At 40.5% G+C, this 18,521-nt stretch carries 16 protein-coding genes; 10 read left to right on the forward strand and 6 right to left on the reverse strand.

The genetic code is table 11. From position 1 onward, the window contains the following. Positions 1 to 7: 7 nt before the first annotated feature. Together NQT69_RS11795 and NQT69_RS11800 are read right to left on the reverse strand one after the other, a co-directional pair. Entirely contained in the window at positions 8 to 1,009 is a 1,002-nt protein-coding gene (locus NQT69_RS11795) for a 4-hydroxyproline epimerase (protein WP_256827862.1), read from the reverse strand. 3 nt (positions 1,010 to 1,012) lie between these two features. After that, entirely contained in the window at positions 1,013 to 1,321 is a 309-nt protein-coding gene (locus NQT69_RS11800; RefSeq protein ID WP_256827863.1) for a hypothetical protein, read from the reverse strand. Positions 1,322 to 1,504: 183 nt separating this feature from the next. Between NQT69_RS11800 and NQT69_RS11805 the strand changes: the two genes are divergently transcribed. The 4 genes from NQT69_RS11805 (at position 1,505) to NQT69_RS11820 (ending at position 6,457) form a co-directional block, all read left to right on the forward strand. Beyond that, the gene (locus tag NQT69_RS11805) at positions 1,505 to 2,797 is read left to right on the forward strand and encodes an NAD(P)/FAD-dependent oxidoreductase (RefSeq protein ID WP_372823181.1); all 1,293 of its coding nucleotides are present in this window, start codon (positions 1,505 to 1,507) and stop codon (positions 2,795 to 2,797) included. Positions 2,798 to 2,819: 22 nt separating this feature from the next. Continuing rightward, entirely contained in the window at positions 2,820 to 4,064 is a 1,245-nt protein-coding gene (locus NQT69_RS11810; protein ID WP_256827865.1) for a M24 family metallopeptidase, read from the forward strand. Positions 4,065 to 4,192: 128 nt separating this feature from the next. Then, positions 4,193 to 4,840 carry a DsbA family oxidoreductase gene (locus NQT69_RS11815; protein WP_256827866.1) on the forward strand — a complete coding sequence of 216 codons (648 nt, stop codon included), beginning with the start codon at positions 4,193 to 4,195 and terminating at the stop codon, positions 4,838 to 4,840. Between the two features lie 204 nt (positions 4,841 to 5,044). After that, positions 5,045 to 6,457, forward strand: a complete 1,413-nt coding sequence (locus NQT69_RS11820) for a YfcC family protein (RefSeq protein ID WP_256827867.1) — start codon at positions 5,045 to 5,047, stop codon at positions 6,455 to 6,457. A gap of 126 nt (positions 6,458 to 6,583) precedes the next feature. On the opposite strand, the gene ppiC is transcribed toward NQT69_RS11820, so the two are convergent. Together ppiC and NQT69_RS11830 are read right to left on the reverse strand one after the other, a co-directional pair. Next, positions 6,584 to 6,862 carry a peptidylprolyl isomerase PpiC gene (gene ppiC / locus NQT69_RS11825; RefSeq protein ID WP_256827868.1) on the reverse strand — a complete coding sequence of 93 codons (279 nt, stop codon included), beginning with the start codon at positions 6,860 to 6,862 and terminating at the stop codon, positions 6,584 to 6,586. A gap of 62 nt (positions 6,863 to 6,924) precedes the next feature. Further along, positions 6,925 to 7,821, reverse strand: coding sequence for a hypothetical protein (locus tag NQT69_RS11830; RefSeq protein WP_256827869.1), 897 nt, complete (start codon positions 7,819 to 7,821; stop codon positions 6,925 to 6,927). Positions 7,822 to 8,140: 319 nt separating this feature from the next. Between NQT69_RS11830 and NQT69_RS11835 the strand changes: the two genes are divergently transcribed. From NQT69_RS11835 to NQT69_RS11850, 4 genes are read left to right on the forward strand one after another with little or no spacing between them, the layout of a single operon-like run. Further along, positions 8,141 to 8,953, forward strand: a complete 813-nt coding sequence (locus NQT69_RS11835) for a hypothetical protein (RefSeq protein WP_256827870.1) — start codon at positions 8,141 to 8,143, stop codon at positions 8,951 to 8,953. Continuing rightward, positions 8,954 to 9,994, forward strand: coding sequence for an extracellular solute-binding protein (locus NQT69_RS11840; RefSeq protein WP_256827871.1), 1,041 nt, complete (start codon positions 8,954 to 8,956; stop codon positions 9,992 to 9,994). It abuts the gene before it with no gap. After that, complete coding sequence (locus NQT69_RS11845) at positions 9,994 to 11,493, forward strand: ABC transporter permease (protein WP_256827872.1); 1,500 nt, start codon at positions 9,994 to 9,996, stop codon at positions 11,491 to 11,493. The genes NQT69_RS11840 and NQT69_RS11845 overlap by 1 nt, the downstream gene beginning before the upstream one ends. A gap of 14 nt (positions 11,494 to 11,507) precedes the next feature. Next, on the forward strand, positions 11,508 to 12,524 hold the full coding sequence (locus tag NQT69_RS11850; RefSeq protein ID WP_256827873.1) for an ABC transporter ATP-binding protein: 1,017 nt from the start codon (positions 11,508 to 11,510) through the stop codon (positions 12,522 to 12,524). A gap of 78 nt (positions 12,525 to 12,602) precedes the next feature. Here NQT69_RS11850 and NQT69_RS11855 read toward each other — a convergent pair whose 3' ends face one another. Continuing rightward, positions 12,603 to 14,129 (reverse strand): EAL domain-containing protein, encoded by a 1,527-nt coding sequence (locus tag NQT69_RS11855; RefSeq protein WP_256827874.1) that lies wholly within the window; start codon positions 14,127 to 14,129, stop codon positions 12,603 to 12,605. 331 nt (positions 14,130 to 14,460) lie between these two features. On the opposite strand from NQT69_RS11855, the gene NQT69_RS11860 reads away from it, so the two are divergent. After that, a complete protein-coding gene (locus NQT69_RS11860) occupies positions 14,461 to 15,492 on the forward strand; it encodes a LacI family DNA-binding transcriptional regulator (RefSeq protein ID WP_256827875.1) in 1,032 nt (343 codons plus the stop codon). Between the two features lie 17 nt (positions 15,493 to 15,509). Here NQT69_RS11860 and gtfA read toward each other — a convergent pair whose 3' ends face one another. Continuing rightward, on the reverse strand, positions 15,510 to 16,982 hold the full coding sequence (gene gtfA, locus NQT69_RS11865) for a sucrose phosphorylase (RefSeq protein ID WP_256827876.1): 1,473 nt from the start codon (positions 16,980 to 16,982) through the stop codon (positions 15,510 to 15,512). A gap of 175 nt (positions 16,983 to 17,157) precedes the next feature. Here gtfA and NQT69_RS11870 point away from each other — a divergent pair, with 175 nt between their 5' ends. Continuing rightward, positions 17,158 to 18,387 (forward strand): MFS transporter, encoded by a 1,230-nt coding sequence (locus NQT69_RS11870; RefSeq protein WP_256827877.1) that lies wholly within the window; start codon positions 17,158 to 17,160, stop codon positions 18,385 to 18,387. Positions 18,388 to 18,521 lie beyond the last annotated feature (134 nt).

Raw genomic sequence — 18,521 nt, forward strand, 5'->3', positions numbered from 1 at the left:
TTCCTCTTTATATTACTTGAAACCCAAATGCATATGGGTCATCGTCGTCAACTGTGATGGTGCTGGTACCGGTTACCCGAGACCAACCGCGAATACTTGGGAGTATTGCCGGTATTCCTGAGAGTTCAGTTACTTGCTCAATACAGCCAACAAATTGACTGCCGATATAACTTTCATGGATAAAATCTTGTTGTGGTGCTAGTTGCCCTTTGGCAAAAAGTTGCGCCATGCGAGCGCTTGTTCCTGTACCGCAAGGCGAACGATCAATGGCTTTATCACCATAAAAAACTGCATTTGCGGCGTCTGAATTGGCATTTTTTGGGGTGCCTGTCCATAAAACATGGCTTGCGCCTTGAACGGTTGAGTCAAGCGGATGAACACATTTAATTTTGGCGTTTATCGCATCACGCACCACTGGGCTGTACTGTAAAATTTGCCCAGCAGTTAAATGTTCAATACCTTTATAATTACCCTGTGGTTCAACAATAATGTAGAAGTTGCCACCATAGGCAATATCTACCTCAAGCTCACCCAATTCAGGCACTTCAATAACTATCGACTGATGTGCTAAATACGCAGGTACATTATAAATTTTTACCCACTGTACTTTGCCATCACTCATTTCATAGTTGATCTGGACACGCCCAGCAGGTGTGTCTAGCAGCAGAGTGCCCGGCACTTTTGCATGTAACAAACCATGCTCTAAAGCAAACGTAACAATGCCCATTGTGCCGTGGCCGCACATAGGCAAACACCCGGATGTTTCAACAAATAAAATAGCTGCATCGCCGTCTTCTGTGGTCGGTGGATATATAAATCCTCCCGACATCATATCGTGGCCACGGGGTTCAAACATGAGTGCTTGGCGGATCCAATCGTGATTTTGTAAAAAGTCTTGGCGCTTTTCACTCATGCTCTGCCCACTCAATAGAGGATGACCACTGGTTATAAGCCTAACTGGGTTGCCACAGGTATGGCCATCAATACAAAAAAAGGTCCCTTTACGCATAACTTAGCCCAATTTTAATTTTGTTAAGTTAATACGCTCTGCCACTACTTTATTAGAAAGCGTCATATCAGTGGGTTGCTCGTTGTTCAAAGTCGCTGAAATAATGCCATGAACACCTTTAAAAATAAGTTCAGCGATCATTTTTGCCTTTATCGCAAATTTAATGCCGTTCTGTGCATAAAACAGTGTCGTGACTGCTACAAAGGCCCTTTGCCAATTTACTGTCATTTTAATTACCTGATTGATGTTTAGACTTGATATAATAGGTATATTGTATACAATAATCAATATCCTGTTTTCATATTCCTTCATTTGTTGCCTTAGTTCGGTACGTGAGAAGCGATTTGAAATACGATAAAAAACTGAAAATAAACAATAAAAACATAAACAAAACAAACTGTGAAAAATCATATTTTGTAATTTAAAAACTAAATGCAATATTGCGATAAGCCGTGATGTATCAGCTAAAACAAGCATATTGCATACAGGGGTAGTATTTTGTCTGATAATAAAACACAACATATTGGCGTGGTTGGGGCGGGTGTAATTGGTATTTGTTGTGCGTTAAATTTACAGCGCGCTGGCTTTAAGGTTACATTGTATGATGAGAATGGTTTAGCCCAAGGCTGCTCAAAAGGCAATGCAGGACACTTTGCAACAGAACAAGTTTTCCCCTTGGCACACCCCGCACTATTAAAGAAATTACCCGCTATGTTATTTAACCCATTAGGGCCATTACGAATAGATTGGCGATACATTATCAAAGCCCTGCCTTGGTTTTGGCATTTTGGCAAAAACATGCAAAGTAAAATTTATAAGGCGAATACATCTGCACTCAAAGCTTTAAATCAAGAGGCACTCAGTGCATACGAAAACTTACTTAATGAGTTTAATTTAGGGCACTTACTTACTAAAAAAGGCAGTTTATTGACATTTGAAACAACGCCGTTAACTCAAATAAATAGCCTTTATAACAGTTTTAAAGAACAAGGGGTTGCCGTTGAATTACTCAATTCAGAGCAACTACGTATATTAGAGCCGAACTTAACAACCGCAATTTCTTACGCTTTGTTATTTAAAGATGTGGCTCACAGTGTTGATCCGCATTTATTTTGTCTAAATCTAGCAGAGCAGTTTAGCGCGTTAGGGGGACAGTTTTGTCAACAAAAAATAACCTCTATCGTACAGACTGACAAGGATTTTACCCTCGCTAGCAAGACGCATAATTTTACTGCAGATAAAGTAGTTATTGCAGCAGGTGCATGGAGCAAATCGTTGTTAACGCCTTTGGGTTATAAAATACCCTTAGATACAGAGCGTGGTTATCATTGCATGGTTACTAGTAATTATGGCCTTTCAAGGCCTGTCGCTTCTGCAGAGCGCAGCTTTATAATGACCCCTATGAGTCAAGGCTTACGAATTGCTGGCACCGTAGAATTTGCAGGTTTAGAGCGGAAAATGAATGCTAAGCGCGCACTTGCACTTTTGCCCAATGCAAAAGCAATGCTCAATGATACAACTGTTGACCTAAAACCTAATAGTGTTTGGATGGGCTGTAGGCCATCATTACCAGATTCACTTCCGGTCATCGGTGAAGCGCCATCTCACTCTAATTTATTTTTGGCGTTCGGACATCAACACCTCGGATTAACCCAAGGTGCTATTACAGCAGAGCTAATCACGTCACTTTGCCTAAAACAGCCTACAAAAATTGATCTAACGCCTTATTGTATCAGCCGCTTTTCAACTCAAGCTGCTTGCAGTTCACACATCCCACTTGCACAATAGCCACACTAACGAGGAGAGCACTATGACAACCCAAGGTATTGGCACCCAAACCCAAGAACAAGCACTTGCCAGTTTAACTAATATGACTGACGATTTAACCCCGATTCAACCACAAGAGCACCGAGAGCGCATAAAAAAAGCCCAGCAATACATGCAAGCTAATAATATAGATGCCATCTATCTTAATGCGGGCACAAATTTGACCTACTTCACAGGTATGCGTTGGTATGCAAGTGAACGACTGGTAGGAGCAATTTTACCTGCACAAGGTGAAGTACAATATATTGCTCCCTATTTTGAGATTGGTTCATTGAATGGGTTTAAAGTCATTGATGGGCCGATCCGTGGTTGGCAAGAGCATGAATCTCCATACCAGCTGTTTGTCAACGTAATAACCGAAATGGGCATTGCGCCAGACGGCACGATAGGCATTGATGAAAGCGCACAGTTTTTTATTTTTGATGGTATTAATAAAGTACAACCAAGCTTAAATTTGATTAATGCCCAGCCGGTTACAGCCCATTGCCGTATGCATAAATCAGCCAATGAATTAGCATTAATGCAACGAGCAATGGATATGACATTGGCGGTACATAAAGCCACAGCCAGTATGCTTCACGAAGGTATTAGCACCACAGAAGTTGAAGCATTCATTAAGCAAGCGCACCAAAAAGTAGGCGCGCCAGGAAACTACTTCTGTATTGTACTGTTTGGAGTGGCGACTTCGTTTCCTCATGGGGTGAAAGATCCGCAAATCCTGAAAAAAGGCGATATGGTATTAATTGATACTGGTTGTAAAGTGCATGATTATCTATCAGACATTACCCGTACCTATGTCTTTGGTGAAGCAACTGAGCGTCAGCGTCAGTTTTGGGATTATGAAAAAGCCGCACAAATCGCTGCATTTAATGAAGCGAAAATAGGCCAAACATGTGAAGCTGTTGATGCTGCTGCACGTAATTATTTAGCAGAGCAAGGCCTTGGCCCTGAATACCAAACACCTGGGTGCCCACACCGTACCGGCCACGGCATTGGCTTGGACATTCACGAATGGCCTTATTTAGTCGGCGGCGACAAAACCCCTCTCGCCACAGGCATGTGCTTTAGTAACGAGCCTATGTTGGTTGTACCTGATGAATTTGGTGTACGCTTAGAAGATCACTTTTATATGACTGATAACGGTCCAAAATGGTTTACTGAGCCAGCCCATAGCATCGACAACCCATTTGGGTTAAAAGACTACTTCTGCTCAGCTGAAATCGATTAATAAACCCATCTAAAGCTGCACAGTTTGCCCATACTGTGCAGCTTTTATTGTAACTTTTGAAATAATACTTGAATTAAGCTTCCTTAGTCAGCATATCAAACTTACATTTCGTAAAAATAGGCTCACTCATGAAAAAGCTTAAAATCGACATCGTTTCAGATGTTATGTGTCCATGGTGCATTATTGGCTATAAAAACCTTGAAACCGCATTAGCCCAATTAAGTGACGAATTCGAAGCTGATATTAGTTGGAAGCCATTTGAATTAAATCCTGATATGCCTGTTGAAGGGCAAGATTTAAATGAGCATTTACAACAAAAATATGGCCTGAGCGAAGAGCAAGGTGACGAAAACCGTCAGCGTATTTTAGAGATGGGCGAAAAAGCAGGTTTTACCTTTAATTTTGACGGCAAACGCATCATGATCAACAGTTTTGATCTACATCGTTTACTCACTTGGGCTGCAACCGAAGGTAAACAAACAGAGCTTAAACTAGCTTTATTTAAAGCCCACTTTACTGATTTAATTTTCCTTAATGAGCAAGACAACCTGCTTGATGTAGTACAAAGTGTTGGCCTTGATAGAGCCCGTGCAAAAGAGATTTTAGACTCAGGCGAGTATTTTCAAGAGGTTCGTAGCGAGCAAAATAAGCTTCAACAAATGGGCATTACCTCAGTGCCAACCTTTATTATTAACGATCAATACGCCCTCACCGGCGGCCAACCAAGCGACGCATTTGTACAAGCATTTAAGCAAATTGCAGAGCAAGAAGTTTAATAGCTTAACAAGCCAGTCACGTAAATAAAATTTACGTGACTTTTGGTTAATATTTTACCACTCCCCCTTTTTCGTCAGTAGATTTACCAGTCAGTTACAATCGTTTACATACTCTGTTCCTTTTTTATTTTTGCACTGAAAACTCATGATATTCTTCATAAAAAGCAGGTTTATCTGCAACTCACACACAATAATGGAGAATCTATGAAAAGCGTATTCAAGGTCCCGCATACTTTGATTTTACTGCTAGGTATGATGATAATCGCGCTGGTTGCTACTTGGTTAGTACCGCAAGGCTTTTTTGATACCACTTTGACTGAAAATGGCCGCGAAATGGTAATGGCAGGCACTTATCAAACTGTCGCTGAACGTCATTATTTAACTCCATGGGATCTACTAACCGCAATCCCTAGAGCCTTTGCCGCTGCACAAGATGTGATCTTTTTTGTATTGATTGTGGGTGGTGTACTTGCCATCGCTCGCGCAACAGGAACCGTCGATGCACTGATTGGCCGATTACTTGAACGCCACGGCGAAAAGCCGCAACGACTTATATTTATGGTGGTTTTTTGTTTTGCCTTGGCATCAAGCAGTATTGGTACTGCCGGCGAATACATTCCATTTGTGCTGATTTTAGTGGCTTTATGTAAAGCAATGCGACTAGATGCGATGACAGCAGTAGGAATGATCGTCGCAGGTTATGGTATTGGCTATGGCGTGTCTGCTTTTAATCCTTTTACAGTTCTAATTGCACAACAAATAGCTGAAGTGCCTGTTTACTCTGGCTTATGGCTCAGGTTAGCGATATTTATACCCTTTGTATTAATTGGTTTTCATCATGTATGGCAATACACCAAGCGTGTTGCAGCAGATCCAAATAAATCAATGATGCTAGACGTACCTTGCCCGTTAAGTAACAAAGAGACCCCACATTACCCTGAATTAGCACTGCGCCATAAACTCATTCTAGGTAGCTTTATTATTACTTTAGGCATTGCTGTATGGGGCATTGCAACCAAAGGCTGGTACTTATACGAATTAGGCGGCGTGTTTATTGCTTGGGGTGCAGTAGTTGCGATACTGGGTCGCTTATCTGCAAACGAAACAGCCAATCGTTTTATTGAAGGTGTCTCTGACTTAGTAACGACCGCTATCTTAATCGGTGTCGCACGTGGTATTGCGTTGATCCTTGAAGATGGACAAATATTACATAGCTTAGTACACGGAATGTCGCTGCCACTTTCCTATGTAAGCGCTGAAATATCAGCAATAGGCATGTTAGTAATACAAACATTACTTAATACGTTTATTCCATCAGGTTCAGGGCAAGCCTATGTCACAATGCCATTAATGGCACCATTGGGCGATTTAGTCGGCGTGCCACGTCAAGTTGCTGTATTGGCTTATCAATTTGGTGATGGCTTTTCTAATATGATCATTCCAACCAATGCTGTATTGATGGGTATTTTAGGAATGGCGGGTGTACCCTATGGCCACTGGTTCCGTTTTTGCTTACCGCTACTGATAAAGTTAATGGTAGCAGCATCTATTGTATTAGTACTTGCAGTCATGTTTGGCTATGGTCTGGATGTACAACCGAAGGCCGTTAGCAGTTAGCAGTTAGCAGTTAGCAGTTAAGTACTCACTATCATAAACTTATAAACCACCTGAGCTAGGTGGTTTTTATTTTTAAATCAAAACGGCACGGTTTTCACACTAACTTTACCCTCGCTAACTTTACTCTTAAGTTCTATAAAGTACTTTCACTATATGCCAACCAAATTTAGTTTTAACTAAATGTGGCTCGAGTATTTCACTATTAAACGCCACTTTATCAAACTGTGGCACCATTTTACCGCGTTTAAATTCGCCTAAATCACCGCCTTTTTTACCTGACGGGCAAGTAGAGTGCTTTTTAGCGAGTACTTGAAACTTCGCGCCTTTTTTCAGCTGCTTGATGATGTCTTCGGCAAGCTCTTTGTGCTTAACCAAAATATGTAATGCGTGGGCGGTGCTGGCCATGATCTATCTCTACTATATTAAACTGCTGCAATTTTACCATAACCTGTCTTTAAAGGTCATTATCACTGACCATAATAACCAATTAAACGAATGGCTAGGCCAACTTCATCACGGTAATTTAGCTCTTCGCGGTACTCTAAAAAAGGCTCCACCTCAAAAAATAGCCAACTATATTGTGCTTGTTGTCGGTACCGATACGAAAGTGTGTAATTGGTGAAATCATCAAAACTGTTATGAACATTAACACCAAAAACCATCGCCCTTTGAGTATCTGGTATATAGCTTAAATATACCCCTGAACGAAACTCACTATCTAATTCGTCGGCAATTTCACGATAATTGGCCGAAACATTCACAGAATAGAAATCATTAAATTTAGTATCGCTTGAAAGCTTAATAAAATAACCAAAACCATCTGAGAAATAATACTCTGCGCCCACGGAGGCTGCATATTGAGTGTTATTGAACTCTTTTTTCCAACTAACAGCACTGCGCCCATACAACTGGCTGCGCGATACACCGATGCGATTTTCAAACTCTACATTAGCCGTTCGCTCAACCAAAAACTGTAGTGCCGCATTTACTTTTTCATCCTCTTGATTAAGAGATGAATTTGTTTCAAAAGGTAGCCGGCTAAATTCATCGGCGTCATTGTCGATGATTAAATTAATTCGATTTTCCCAACTGGGCAAGCTTAACGATACTTTAAAGCGTGTTTCTATGTCAGCAAAATCCGCACTGCGTGGTGCCCACCCTAAACGTAAATAGCCTTTAGCATGTGCCTGATTCTGGTTGATGTCATCAGCTAATAGATCGTCTAGCCATTGTGCTGTATTTTGCATTCGCAAGTTAAGTTTATCACGAACATCAACCACCATAGTTGAGTCATTACTTTCGCTGTTGGCCGCAGAGACATTGAAACTAATAATCAAAAAATACAGTATATTAAATTTGAGCAAATAATCTACCAACAACATGCCTTTTAAAGTAATGATAACTAAGTGAGATCATACCCATAGCTAGGCTGCACGCAATATATAATTTACCTAAACTCGAAAAACTTAATGATATGTATACTTCATTATTTTCGAACAAGATTCAATCAAGTAACAACTTAAACAAAAACAATAGACCAAAAAAGCACATTATCCACAGATAACACTTTATAAATATAGAAAAAATGACAGATTAAGAGTAAATTTAAGTATATTGATTTTGACCATTATTACGGATATGATAATGGCTATCATTTACAATTACCATTTCGGATCCTCTGTTATGAATTCACTATTTAAATCAGCTACAACGTTAGGTGTAAGCCTTCTTTTGGTGTCAACGTTTGTTGCACAACCTGTGCTTGCTAATGGCCCAATTGGCGAGCATGTAAATCACTTACAAGCAAATATTAAAGATTACTCTGAAGAAGTTGAATGGATGATCGGTAAAGTCGACACCATGGTAAGCGATTACGAAAGCAAAGGTGCAAAAGCAGTTAATAGCGATGACCTGATTGAATACTGGGAATCTGTAAAGTTCCACAGCGCAATTGAGACCAATTACGTTCCAGTTTACGCATCAATTTGGCAAGGTATTTATGGCGTAAAAATGGCCATAGATAACAAAGAACCAGCCAGTGAAGCTCGTAAACAACAAGCAGCAATGGATTCTGCATTGTGGCAAGGCCTTGGTGCTGTTAAACTTGCAGCACAGTTTCAGCAAAAAGGGTTGTTAGATAATATTGCAACAACCGCAACTGAAGGCATGACACAAAGTGCCACCATTGATGAAATTAAACATAAACTTGATCGCGTTGTAGCAAAGTATGCTGAACGTTTAAGCGATGAAGCAACAAGCATTGTTCATGATACTTACCTACATTTATTTGAAGGTGTTGAAGGAACACTCATCGCTAAAGACGCGAAACTAGTTGAAGTACTCGAAAAAGATTTTAACGTAACGTTGCCAAAAGCAATCTCAGATAACAAAAGCGTAGACCAAGTACGAGACGTAATCGTTGACATGCAAACTAAACTAGACCGCGCCAAAGTTTTACTTGAAGAAGCAGAAAAAGCACGTAAGGATGTATTTTAAGTGAAGCGTAGGACCTTTATACAAGGCCTAGCTGCGTTAGGGGCAATTGGTTCATTACCATTGCCTCTTTCTCACGCACTAGCTGCCAGCATAGCAAACCCTGTATCAGTCGATGATTTACCTAAGCTGAAAGGTCAACTGACCTTATATTTAGGCCGTGGTGAAGGCGGTTTGTACGAAAATGTGCTGCAAGCAATTGAAAACAAAAACCCAGATTTCAAATTAAATATTCGCCGCGGGCCAACAGCGGCGCTTGCAAATACAATTGTTGCTGAAGCAAAAGCTGGGGTGCGCAGAGCTGACTTATTTTGGGCTGTGGACTCAGGTGCGATTGGCTTAGTGTCGGATGCAGGTTTAGCACAACCACTGCCAAGCGATCTAGCAACGCAATTGCAACCGCAATTTCGTTATAAAGATTGGGCACCAGTAACAGGGCGTATACGTACACTTCCTTACAACACCTCTCGTTTAACTAAAGAGCAAATTCCTAACAGCATCATGGAAATTGCTGACAGCGACTTAAGTATTGGTTGGGCACCTGCATACGCTTCGTTTCAGTCTTTTGTAACAGCGATGCGTATACTTGAAGGTGACGATAAAACCGCCAAGTGGCTGAAAAAAGTCAAAAAACGTGCAAAAACCTACGCTGGTGAACTAGGTGTAGTGATGGCTGTTGAGCGCGGCGAAGTAGATATTGGTTTTGCAAACCACTACTACACCCTACGATTAAAATCAGGTAAACCGGATGCTAAGCTTGATCTTGCATTTACTGAGCAAGATGCAGGTTGTTTAGTCAACGCTTCGGGTATTCTAGCGTTAAGCGAAGATCCGTTGGCAACCAATTTTATGCGTTACTTATTAAGCAGTGAAGTACAGGCTTACTTAGCCCGTGAAGCATATGAAATACCGCTCGTTAATGGGGTAGAACAACCAAAAGGCCTGCCTTCTTTAGCAAGTGTTTCTCCTCCTAAAATTGACCTTACTCAGTTAGCTGATTTGCGGCCAACCATAGACTTGATGCGTAATAGCGGCGTATTGTAATGCGATTACCTGCTTCTTACCCAATGGCGCTGCTTGCAGCGCTTATTACCTTGACCCCTATTTTTATTTTAATTACGCTGGCAGCTGATGCCAGCTCTTTTTTTGATAACCATAACTTAAAAATTCTCGGCAACACCCTCTCCCTCATGGTGCTTACCGTCATTGGATCTATTTTAATTGGCGTGCCATTAGCTTTTATTAGCGCTTATGTGCATTTACCCTTTAAAAAGTTTTGGTTGGTTTTCTTTGCAGCTCCCTTGGCAATCCCCAGTTATATTGGTGCATTTACCCTTTATGCGGCTTTTGGCTCCGGTGGCGAGCTACATAATCTACTCGGTATAGAACTTCCCGCAATGGATGGTCTTAGTGGCGCCGCCATTGTCATGACCCTATATACTTTTCCATTTGTGATGATGACCACTCGCTCGTCATTATTAAGCCTTGATGCTAGCATGGTCAATGCAGCCCGAACTTTGGGTATGTCGATGACCCAAAGTGTGTTTAAAGTTATTCTTCCGCGCGTAGTAAATGGTATTGCCGCAGGCTCGTTACTGGTAGCGCTTTATACCTTGTCTGACTTTGGTACTCCTGCAATGATGCGCCTTGATACATTTACGCGGGTTATTTACGTTGAATATAATGCCTTTGCTCTGAGTCGTGCGGCTATGTTGTCTTTACAACTGATGGTAATTGTAGGCTTTTTACTATTAATAGAGTCACAAATTAAAACCGCCAGTGAACGCCATGGTAGATCACTCATCTTATTCCCTAAAAAGTGGCAACTTGCTGCTATGTTTGCCACATTTGCCCCTGTGTTACTGTTAGCAATTGGCTTACCTTTAGCGATATTTTCATTGTGGTTGGCCCGTGATGGGTTCAGCTCTTTTGATTTTAGTATTGCCTGGAACTCAGCGTATGCTTCTGCTATTGCTGCCATTGTCGCCGTCATTGTGGCTATCCCTGTTGCTCATGCAGCGCTTAGTGGAAAAACCGGGCGCATTATGGAACGCGTAACTTATTTTGGTTTTGGTATCCCAGGTATCGTTATGGGCACAGCTTTGGTTTACGGTGGTCTGCAACTGCCCTTTTTATATCAAACATTAGGGCTTTTAATTATTGCCTATATGTTACGTTTTTTACCTTTAGCGGTCGGCTCAGTGCGAACCAGCACAGAGCACCTCGATCCTAGTTTGGTTAAATCTGCTCGTGTACTAGGTGCAAGCCCTCGCGAAGCCTTTACACGAATTACCTTACCACTGACTATGCGCGGTATTATCGCCGGCGCCGCACTGGTATTTTTAGAATCAATGCGTGAATTAGAAGCCACACTATTGCTTGGCCCAACAGGTTTTGAAACACTCTCTACTTATTTGTGGCGTGTTTATGAAGCCGGTTATTTTGGCCGAGCAGCTATTCCTGGCTTATTGTTAGTAGTGATTTCTGCTTGCGGGTTAGCTATTATGATGTCTGGCGAAAAACGTAACCATCTCGAACACTGAGGATTAATAAACACATGCTATCTGTAAGCCAGTTGTCTATAGATTATGGCACCAACCGTGTAGTGAGCGATCTAAACTTGTCGCTTGAAAAAAGCGAAATCCTCATGCTTGTTGGCCCCACAGGCTGCGGAAAAAGTACTATTTTGCAAGCACTCGCCGGACTAATCCCTATTAGCGAGGGAGAGATCCAGCTCGCTAAATGGAAAGCGACCCCAAAACTCACGGTTCCACCAGAAAAGCGTAGTGTCGGTATGGTGTTTCAAGATTTTGCCTTGTTTCCTCATTTAACCGTGGTGCAAAATATCTGCTTTAGGCTGAAAGATACTGCTATTGCCGATCATTGGATAAAACTACTTGGCCTAGATGACTTTCGTGATAAAAAGCCTGCAACCCTTTCTGGAGGGCAAAAACAACGGGTAGCTCTTGCTCGTACACTCGCGCACCAACCTGATTTTGTTTTACTTGATGAGCCACTTTCTAACCTTGATGCTGCATTAAAAGACATGCTGCGTTGGGATATTCGCAATGCACTTAAAGAAGCGGGAGTGCCTGCTATTTGGGTCACTCACGATCAAGAAGAAGCCTTATCTGTGGGTGACCGAGTCGGTATTTTACAAGCAGGTAAAATTCAACAGCTCGATACGCCTGAGCGCTGCTTTAGTATGCCAAATAACCGTTTCGTTGCTCGCTTTTTAGGTGAAGCCAGTTTTATAAGTGGTCAGTTTGATCAAGGCATCGCAAATACAGATATTGGTCATGTTCCTGCATATGGCGTAGATTGTGAACAGGGCGATGTCGACGTACTATTACGTCCGGACGATGTTGTTTTAGTACAGGGTGATACAGGCAATAATGGTGTTGTGGTGTGGGTACGTTTTGAAGGCGGGAGTCGTTTATGCGCCGTTGAACTCGCCTGTAAAACACTGGTTACCAGCAGAGTCAGCCACGAAGTCGTGGTAAGCCCTGGCGATAAAGTACATGTCTCTTTGAGTACCTCTCACCCGTTAGCCGTTTATAAACGAGCAAATTAATTTACAACAAAGCCCATGTTATGGGCTTTGTGTTAGTTTAAATGATTCAGCCTTTAATAACCAAAAGGCATGGGTAAATTATTGCTTTATGAATCGTTTAAGTTCATCTATCGACATTGATCTAGCGTACATCCAACCTTGACCATAATTGACTCCAGCATCTTTAAGAATTGATTCTTGTTCAGCTGTTTCAATGCCCTCAGCAATGCATATGTAATTAAACTTTTTAACTAATGCCATAATATTTGGGATCAACGAAGCTTTAAGACCCTCGGTTGTTATGTCTTGAACAAAGGTTCGATCAATTTTAAGCTGACTAAAATTTAAATGGTTCAAATTTGCAAGATTAGAATAACCCGTACCGAAGTCATCAATTGATAACACAAATCCAGCATCAACCAAACTTTTCAGTTCACTTTGGGCAGTTTTAGAGTCCAGATATTCATCTTCTGTGATCTCTAAACAAATGGTAAACCTAGATGTTAAAAGCCCTGTGATATCTAGTAATTTTGATACATTGGCACACTTAACATCGTGAGGAAATATATTAAAAGAAACCTTAAAGCCATCAGCCAATTCCTGCTCTGCATCGAGTTCCTCGATAGCCGTTTTGATCATTGTCGATGTAAAATCCCATGTTTGCTGATATTGACGTAATAAGGGAATAAAAACATCCGGAGGTATAGCTCCCTGTTTATCTTTAAACCGTGCCAATACTTCGCAACCTATTACTTGCTGGCTGTGTAGTTCTATGATCGGCTGGTATTCCCAATAAAAAGATCCTTTACTTAACCCTTTACGCACTCTGCGCCCGATTGAACGTTTAGCCGCCATATAGTAATTGACCACCAGCCCCGTGGAGAGTGCAAGTGATACACATAAAGTAAGTGCGATAATAAATAAAGTTTTATTATTAAATATGAAGTCGCCCCAAGGGTAATTAATAGCCACACAATAACGACGATTAATGAGGCTGCAGGTCACTAAGCTCTCATAAGGTAATCGGGTGCCTAGAGCTCGTTGATAGGTGCCTTGATGACCAGCAAGGTGATTCGTGGTGCTATTTGTATTTTTATAAAACACTTGCCAAAAGCTTGATTTAATCGATTCAGGTTGGATGGCGCTAGGCTGAATCACCATATTATAATTACCTTGTCGAACAAGGATGCCTTGCATGGGTCTGTTTGGAAAAAGTAATAAATTTAGAGAAGGCGCAAACTTTACACTAATACCTTCTGGCTGCACATAATCAGGTTGAATTTCACTTACCGGTGAGTCCAAGACGCCAGTGCCTGTTGTGCAAGTTAATTTATCCCTTTCTAAAAAGCCAATATCAATCGTATAGTTAGCATCAAATAATGCCCTACGCATAGCTAAAAGTGTTCTATCATCACACTGCGTATAGCCTAATAAATTCAATGGGGTAAGTAATTTGTCTCTCTCAGCTGACGCTGCGTCGATATGTTTAATAAGGTGTAAAGAATCAACTCGAATATCGTTGACTATTTTACTGCTGGTAACAATAGCTAAAATAACAATACCTAAACAAAAAATAATAATACCGGCAAACACAGCAAACAATGACTTTTGTTGATACTTTTTCATGATAAAAAAGAGAAACCTTATTGATATTATTATAGTTCTTTGCCGAGTTTAGATTACTATTACAATTTAATCCATCCTAGTGACGAACTTTTTATTGCGTTAATTCAAACACTTTAAGAACATTACAAATTGTTTACAATCAGTCCCATATCTGTACTCCCGCTCTATTAATAAGCTTTTCTTACTAGGTCATTTTATATATTTGCTAAAATATCGCTCTGTGTTGAAGATACTCCCTTAGTGAAAGCCATTTAGGTTCAATTAACACTTTGATTTAAAGTTAAATATGATAATTTACTTTTTACGAGCGGCAAATTGATTAAATACTTACATGACTAAAAAAAACCACTGGACACTAAAAAGCATCGCCAAAGAATTAGGTGTGTCAAATGCAACGGTATCAAATGCATTTAACCGACCTGATCAGCTCTCTAAAAGCCGTCGAGAGTCTATTTTGGCAGCGTGTAAAGAGCTTGGGTATTTTGGTCCAAATAAAGCAGCACAATCACTTCGTCGCGGTAAATTTAATATTATTGCTCTAGTTTTACCTGACAGTGTTGAATACATGGTTTCTGATCCTGTCGCCAGTAGCTTTATGCGTGGAGTAGCATCTGTACTAGAAACACAAGGTAATAACCTGTTACTTTTTTCTGGCAATAACGATAATTTGAATAGCGTTGTCGACTTCGTAGATGGCTTTATTTGCTATGGCCGCCCACGAAATCCGCTATTAGTAGAGCAATTAAAAACAGTGCCAAAACATGTAGTGACTGTCGATTTTGATATTGATCGTAATGCATCCGTAAATATTAATAATGAACAAGCAAGCTATGAAGTAGCCAAACATGCACTTAAAAACAAAGAGGACCAAGTTGCTATTTTAGGACTGCGTTTACTTGATGAAAATGTACTGTGTCGTGTTTACGAACATCATGAATGCGAAGCGGGTCAATCAATCGCGCACCAACGCCTACGTGGTTATCAAACCGCCCTTACAGAACTCGCTATTCCTATAGCTGAAGATAGAATTTGGAACATCCCCGAAAGCAGTGAGCGATTTGCCACGATTGCCGCAAAAGAAGCGCTATCGAGTATACCTCGACCCACTGTTTTACTATGTATGAGTGATTTAATAGCATTAGCAGCCATGCGAGAGGCCTTAAAACTCGGTTTAAACATACCAGACGATATTAGGATTGTCGGCTTTGACGGTATTGATGAAGCCCAACGTTTTGTACCAACCTTGACCACTATCCACCAAAACAGTGAAGAAAAAGGTGCACTGGCTGCTAAACTATTTATCTCTAAAGAAGAGAAAAAAGCACTTATAAACTACCAATTACAATTAGGGCAAAGTGGCTAATAAGTGCTTTGAATAAACTAACTTAATAAATCGCTTAACGATGTTAAAGTTTGCTCATTTGCTTTATGTTCAATTATTAGTGCTTCGCGTCGTGCGAAGTCTACATTTAACTCAATGGCCACTTCATCTAACTGCCACTTTAAAACACAGCTATTAGCACCGCCGGTAACACTAAAATCACCGTTAAATGCAAGGTGCGAGTTACGAATCGCAATTAATTTTAAAAGCCCTTGCACTACAGGCTTAGCTAATGAACCATCAATCACTGTAGCATCTAAATAAGGGCGGTTAATATCACGGCCCACATTAGTGCTAGCTAATAGGCCCATATCATTTTCACACGCAAACAACCCGCCATAATATACTTGTGGCACACCTGGAGCAAAGAACTGAATAGCTCTAGCAACAAGATAATCAAAATCATTTGCACCTAAGGCATTGTAGTAAGTGCAGTTTACCTGATATAAATCAACATTACTGGCGGCAGCCCCAGTTGCTTGGCGGCTCTGATTGTTACTGTTTGTATGAATAGTCTCAACTAAATTATCGATTTGTGCTGCATCTAATAGCCCTGCTTTATCACCCATAGGCCCCGCATCAATAATTCCGATACCGTCATGAGTATCAAGTACAGTTAAACAATTACGCGGTGAGATTGTTAACCATTGTACAAGTGCATCACTATTGTTAGTAAATAAGCTATGCAAAATTAGCGGTGGTAATGCAAAGTCATAAACCATGTTAACGCGTTTAGCGACTTCAACCTGCGTTTGATAGTGGCTGTGGATCTCAGCAATTGTTTCCATCCCAAGCTCATTCGCCTGAGCTGAAAGTTTATCAAGATAATCAAATGTTTGGTCAAGCATGAAACAGTTAGTTCCCGCTTCTTTTATTGCATACCCTGCAGCATCTAGACGAATAATGTTGACGTTATTTTGCGAAAACTTTGTCAAAACATTATCTAAATACTCAACCCCAGCCGTAGACTTCACATTGATATCAATTTGGTTATCAGTAAATGTTGTCCAAAACTCATATGTTTCACCATTTTCACAGGTAATGGGTGTAAAACAACTCCCTGGACGTGGACGGTAGATTGCTTGCTGCTCTTGCTCACTCATACCATCAGGAAAAACATCTTCTTTTGTTAAGAATAAGTCCCAATAAGCTGATTTATCGCCATTTTTTAATACATCGTTAAACTGAAAAGACTGCGCCGAGACATGATTAACAATCAAATCAGCCATCAAATCGTACCCTTCACCGAGTGCTTGAATGTCTTGCCAAGTACCAATACGCTCGTCAACAGCACTGTGGTCTATAGGGTCGAACCCCGCATCACTGCCATCAATAGGGTTATAAAAAGGTAATAAGTGCACCCCAGCAAAAACCCCTGCTAGTGGGCCATTTAGTAAATCAGTTAAAGCGTTAATGTCTTTACCTGTTATTCGATCTGCGTAGGTGATCAGTTGAACTTTATTCTTCATCATGTGTAAATACCAAGTTGAATCTTAATCGATTAAGATATATCTTTAACTAGGAAACCAATTTTTACAAGAAGTTTTTACAACTTTGATACAAAAACGGTGTGGTTAAACTATGATTTAATAATTAATTTATTGAGTTCATTAGAAAAATGCTTAACCACCTGACGAGGATATAAAGATGAATAAAACGCACACACTCGTTAGCAATACTTCATTGCAACACATACGCTGGTTAACATATATGATGTTTTTTATGTTTGCCATGACCTCTGATGCCGTTGGCATGATCATTCCTGAGTTAATAAAAGAATTTAATTTAAGCATGACACAAGCAAGCGCATTTCATTATGCCCCTATGGCTTTAATCGCTTTAAGTGGCCTATTTCTGGGCTTTTTAGCAGACAGTTTTGGCCGTAAACAAACAATTATGTTGGGCTTATTTATTTTTTCTATAAGTTGCTTTTTGTTTGCAATTAGCAGCAGCTTCCTTATTTTCGTTATTCTTTTATGTTTAATTGGCTTAGCTATAGGACTTTTCAAAACAGGGGCTTTAGCGCTGCTCGGCGACATTTCACAAAGTAATAATGACCACACAAAAACCATGAATAAAGTTGAAGGGTTCTTTGGTATAGGCGCAATAGTAGGCCCTGCCTTAGTGAGCTTCTTATTAACTCAGCAAGTCAGTTGGACCTACTTGTACATTATAGCTGGTGTTATGTGTTTAATACTTGCAGTACTGGCATGGCTTGCAGATTATCCCCCGGTTGCTAAAACCACAGCACAGCCCACTTCATTCGCCACCACTATGAAAATGGTAAAAAACCCTTATGCGCTGGGCTTTTCACTCGCGATTGCATTATATGTTGCAACCGAAGTTGCAATTTATGTCTGGATGCCGACTCTACTAGCAGACTACACCGGCTCTTGGACTTTAATGGCAACTTATGCACTGACGATCTTCTTTATATTACGTGCCGCTGGTCGATTTATTGCTGTATGGCTGCTCAATCGCTTTAGCTGGCAAAGTGTCATGGTTTGGTTAAGCTTGGGCATTGCTCTGTGTTATGTTGGCACGCTCATAGGTGGAGTAAATGCTGCAGTATTGTTATTACCTTTATCGGGATTGTTTATGTCTATGGTTTACCCAACGCTTAACTCAAAAGGAATTTCATGCTTTGCCGTTCAACAGCACGGTGCAGTGGCTGGGGTTATTCTGTTTTTCACAGCTCTTTCAGCAGCTTTAGCCCCCTTATTTATGGGTATGATCAGTGATATGTTTGGCCATGTAAGATACGGATTTATCCTCGCGACCGGCTTTGCCGTGCTGCTATTCCTAGCTATGCTATATAACTATTTTAAAGACCCTTCAGCAGCTGCTTTACATCAAATAAGCCCTATAGAAGAGTAAAAGGGATTTAAAAATATCAAAAAAATCTCTTTTAAAAACAATGTAAGTTTAAAAAAACAACTTAAAATGGCAAAAAAAAGTTGCTTAATGTAAAAACTTTGTTATTTTTACTTAATCGATTAAGTAAAAAATAA

It is taken from the genome of Pseudoalteromonas shioyasakiensis, from assembly GCF_024518675.1.
Lineage (GTDB): Bacteria > Pseudomonadota > Gammaproteobacteria > Enterobacterales > Alteromonadaceae > Pseudoalteromonas > Pseudoalteromonas shioyasakiensis_B.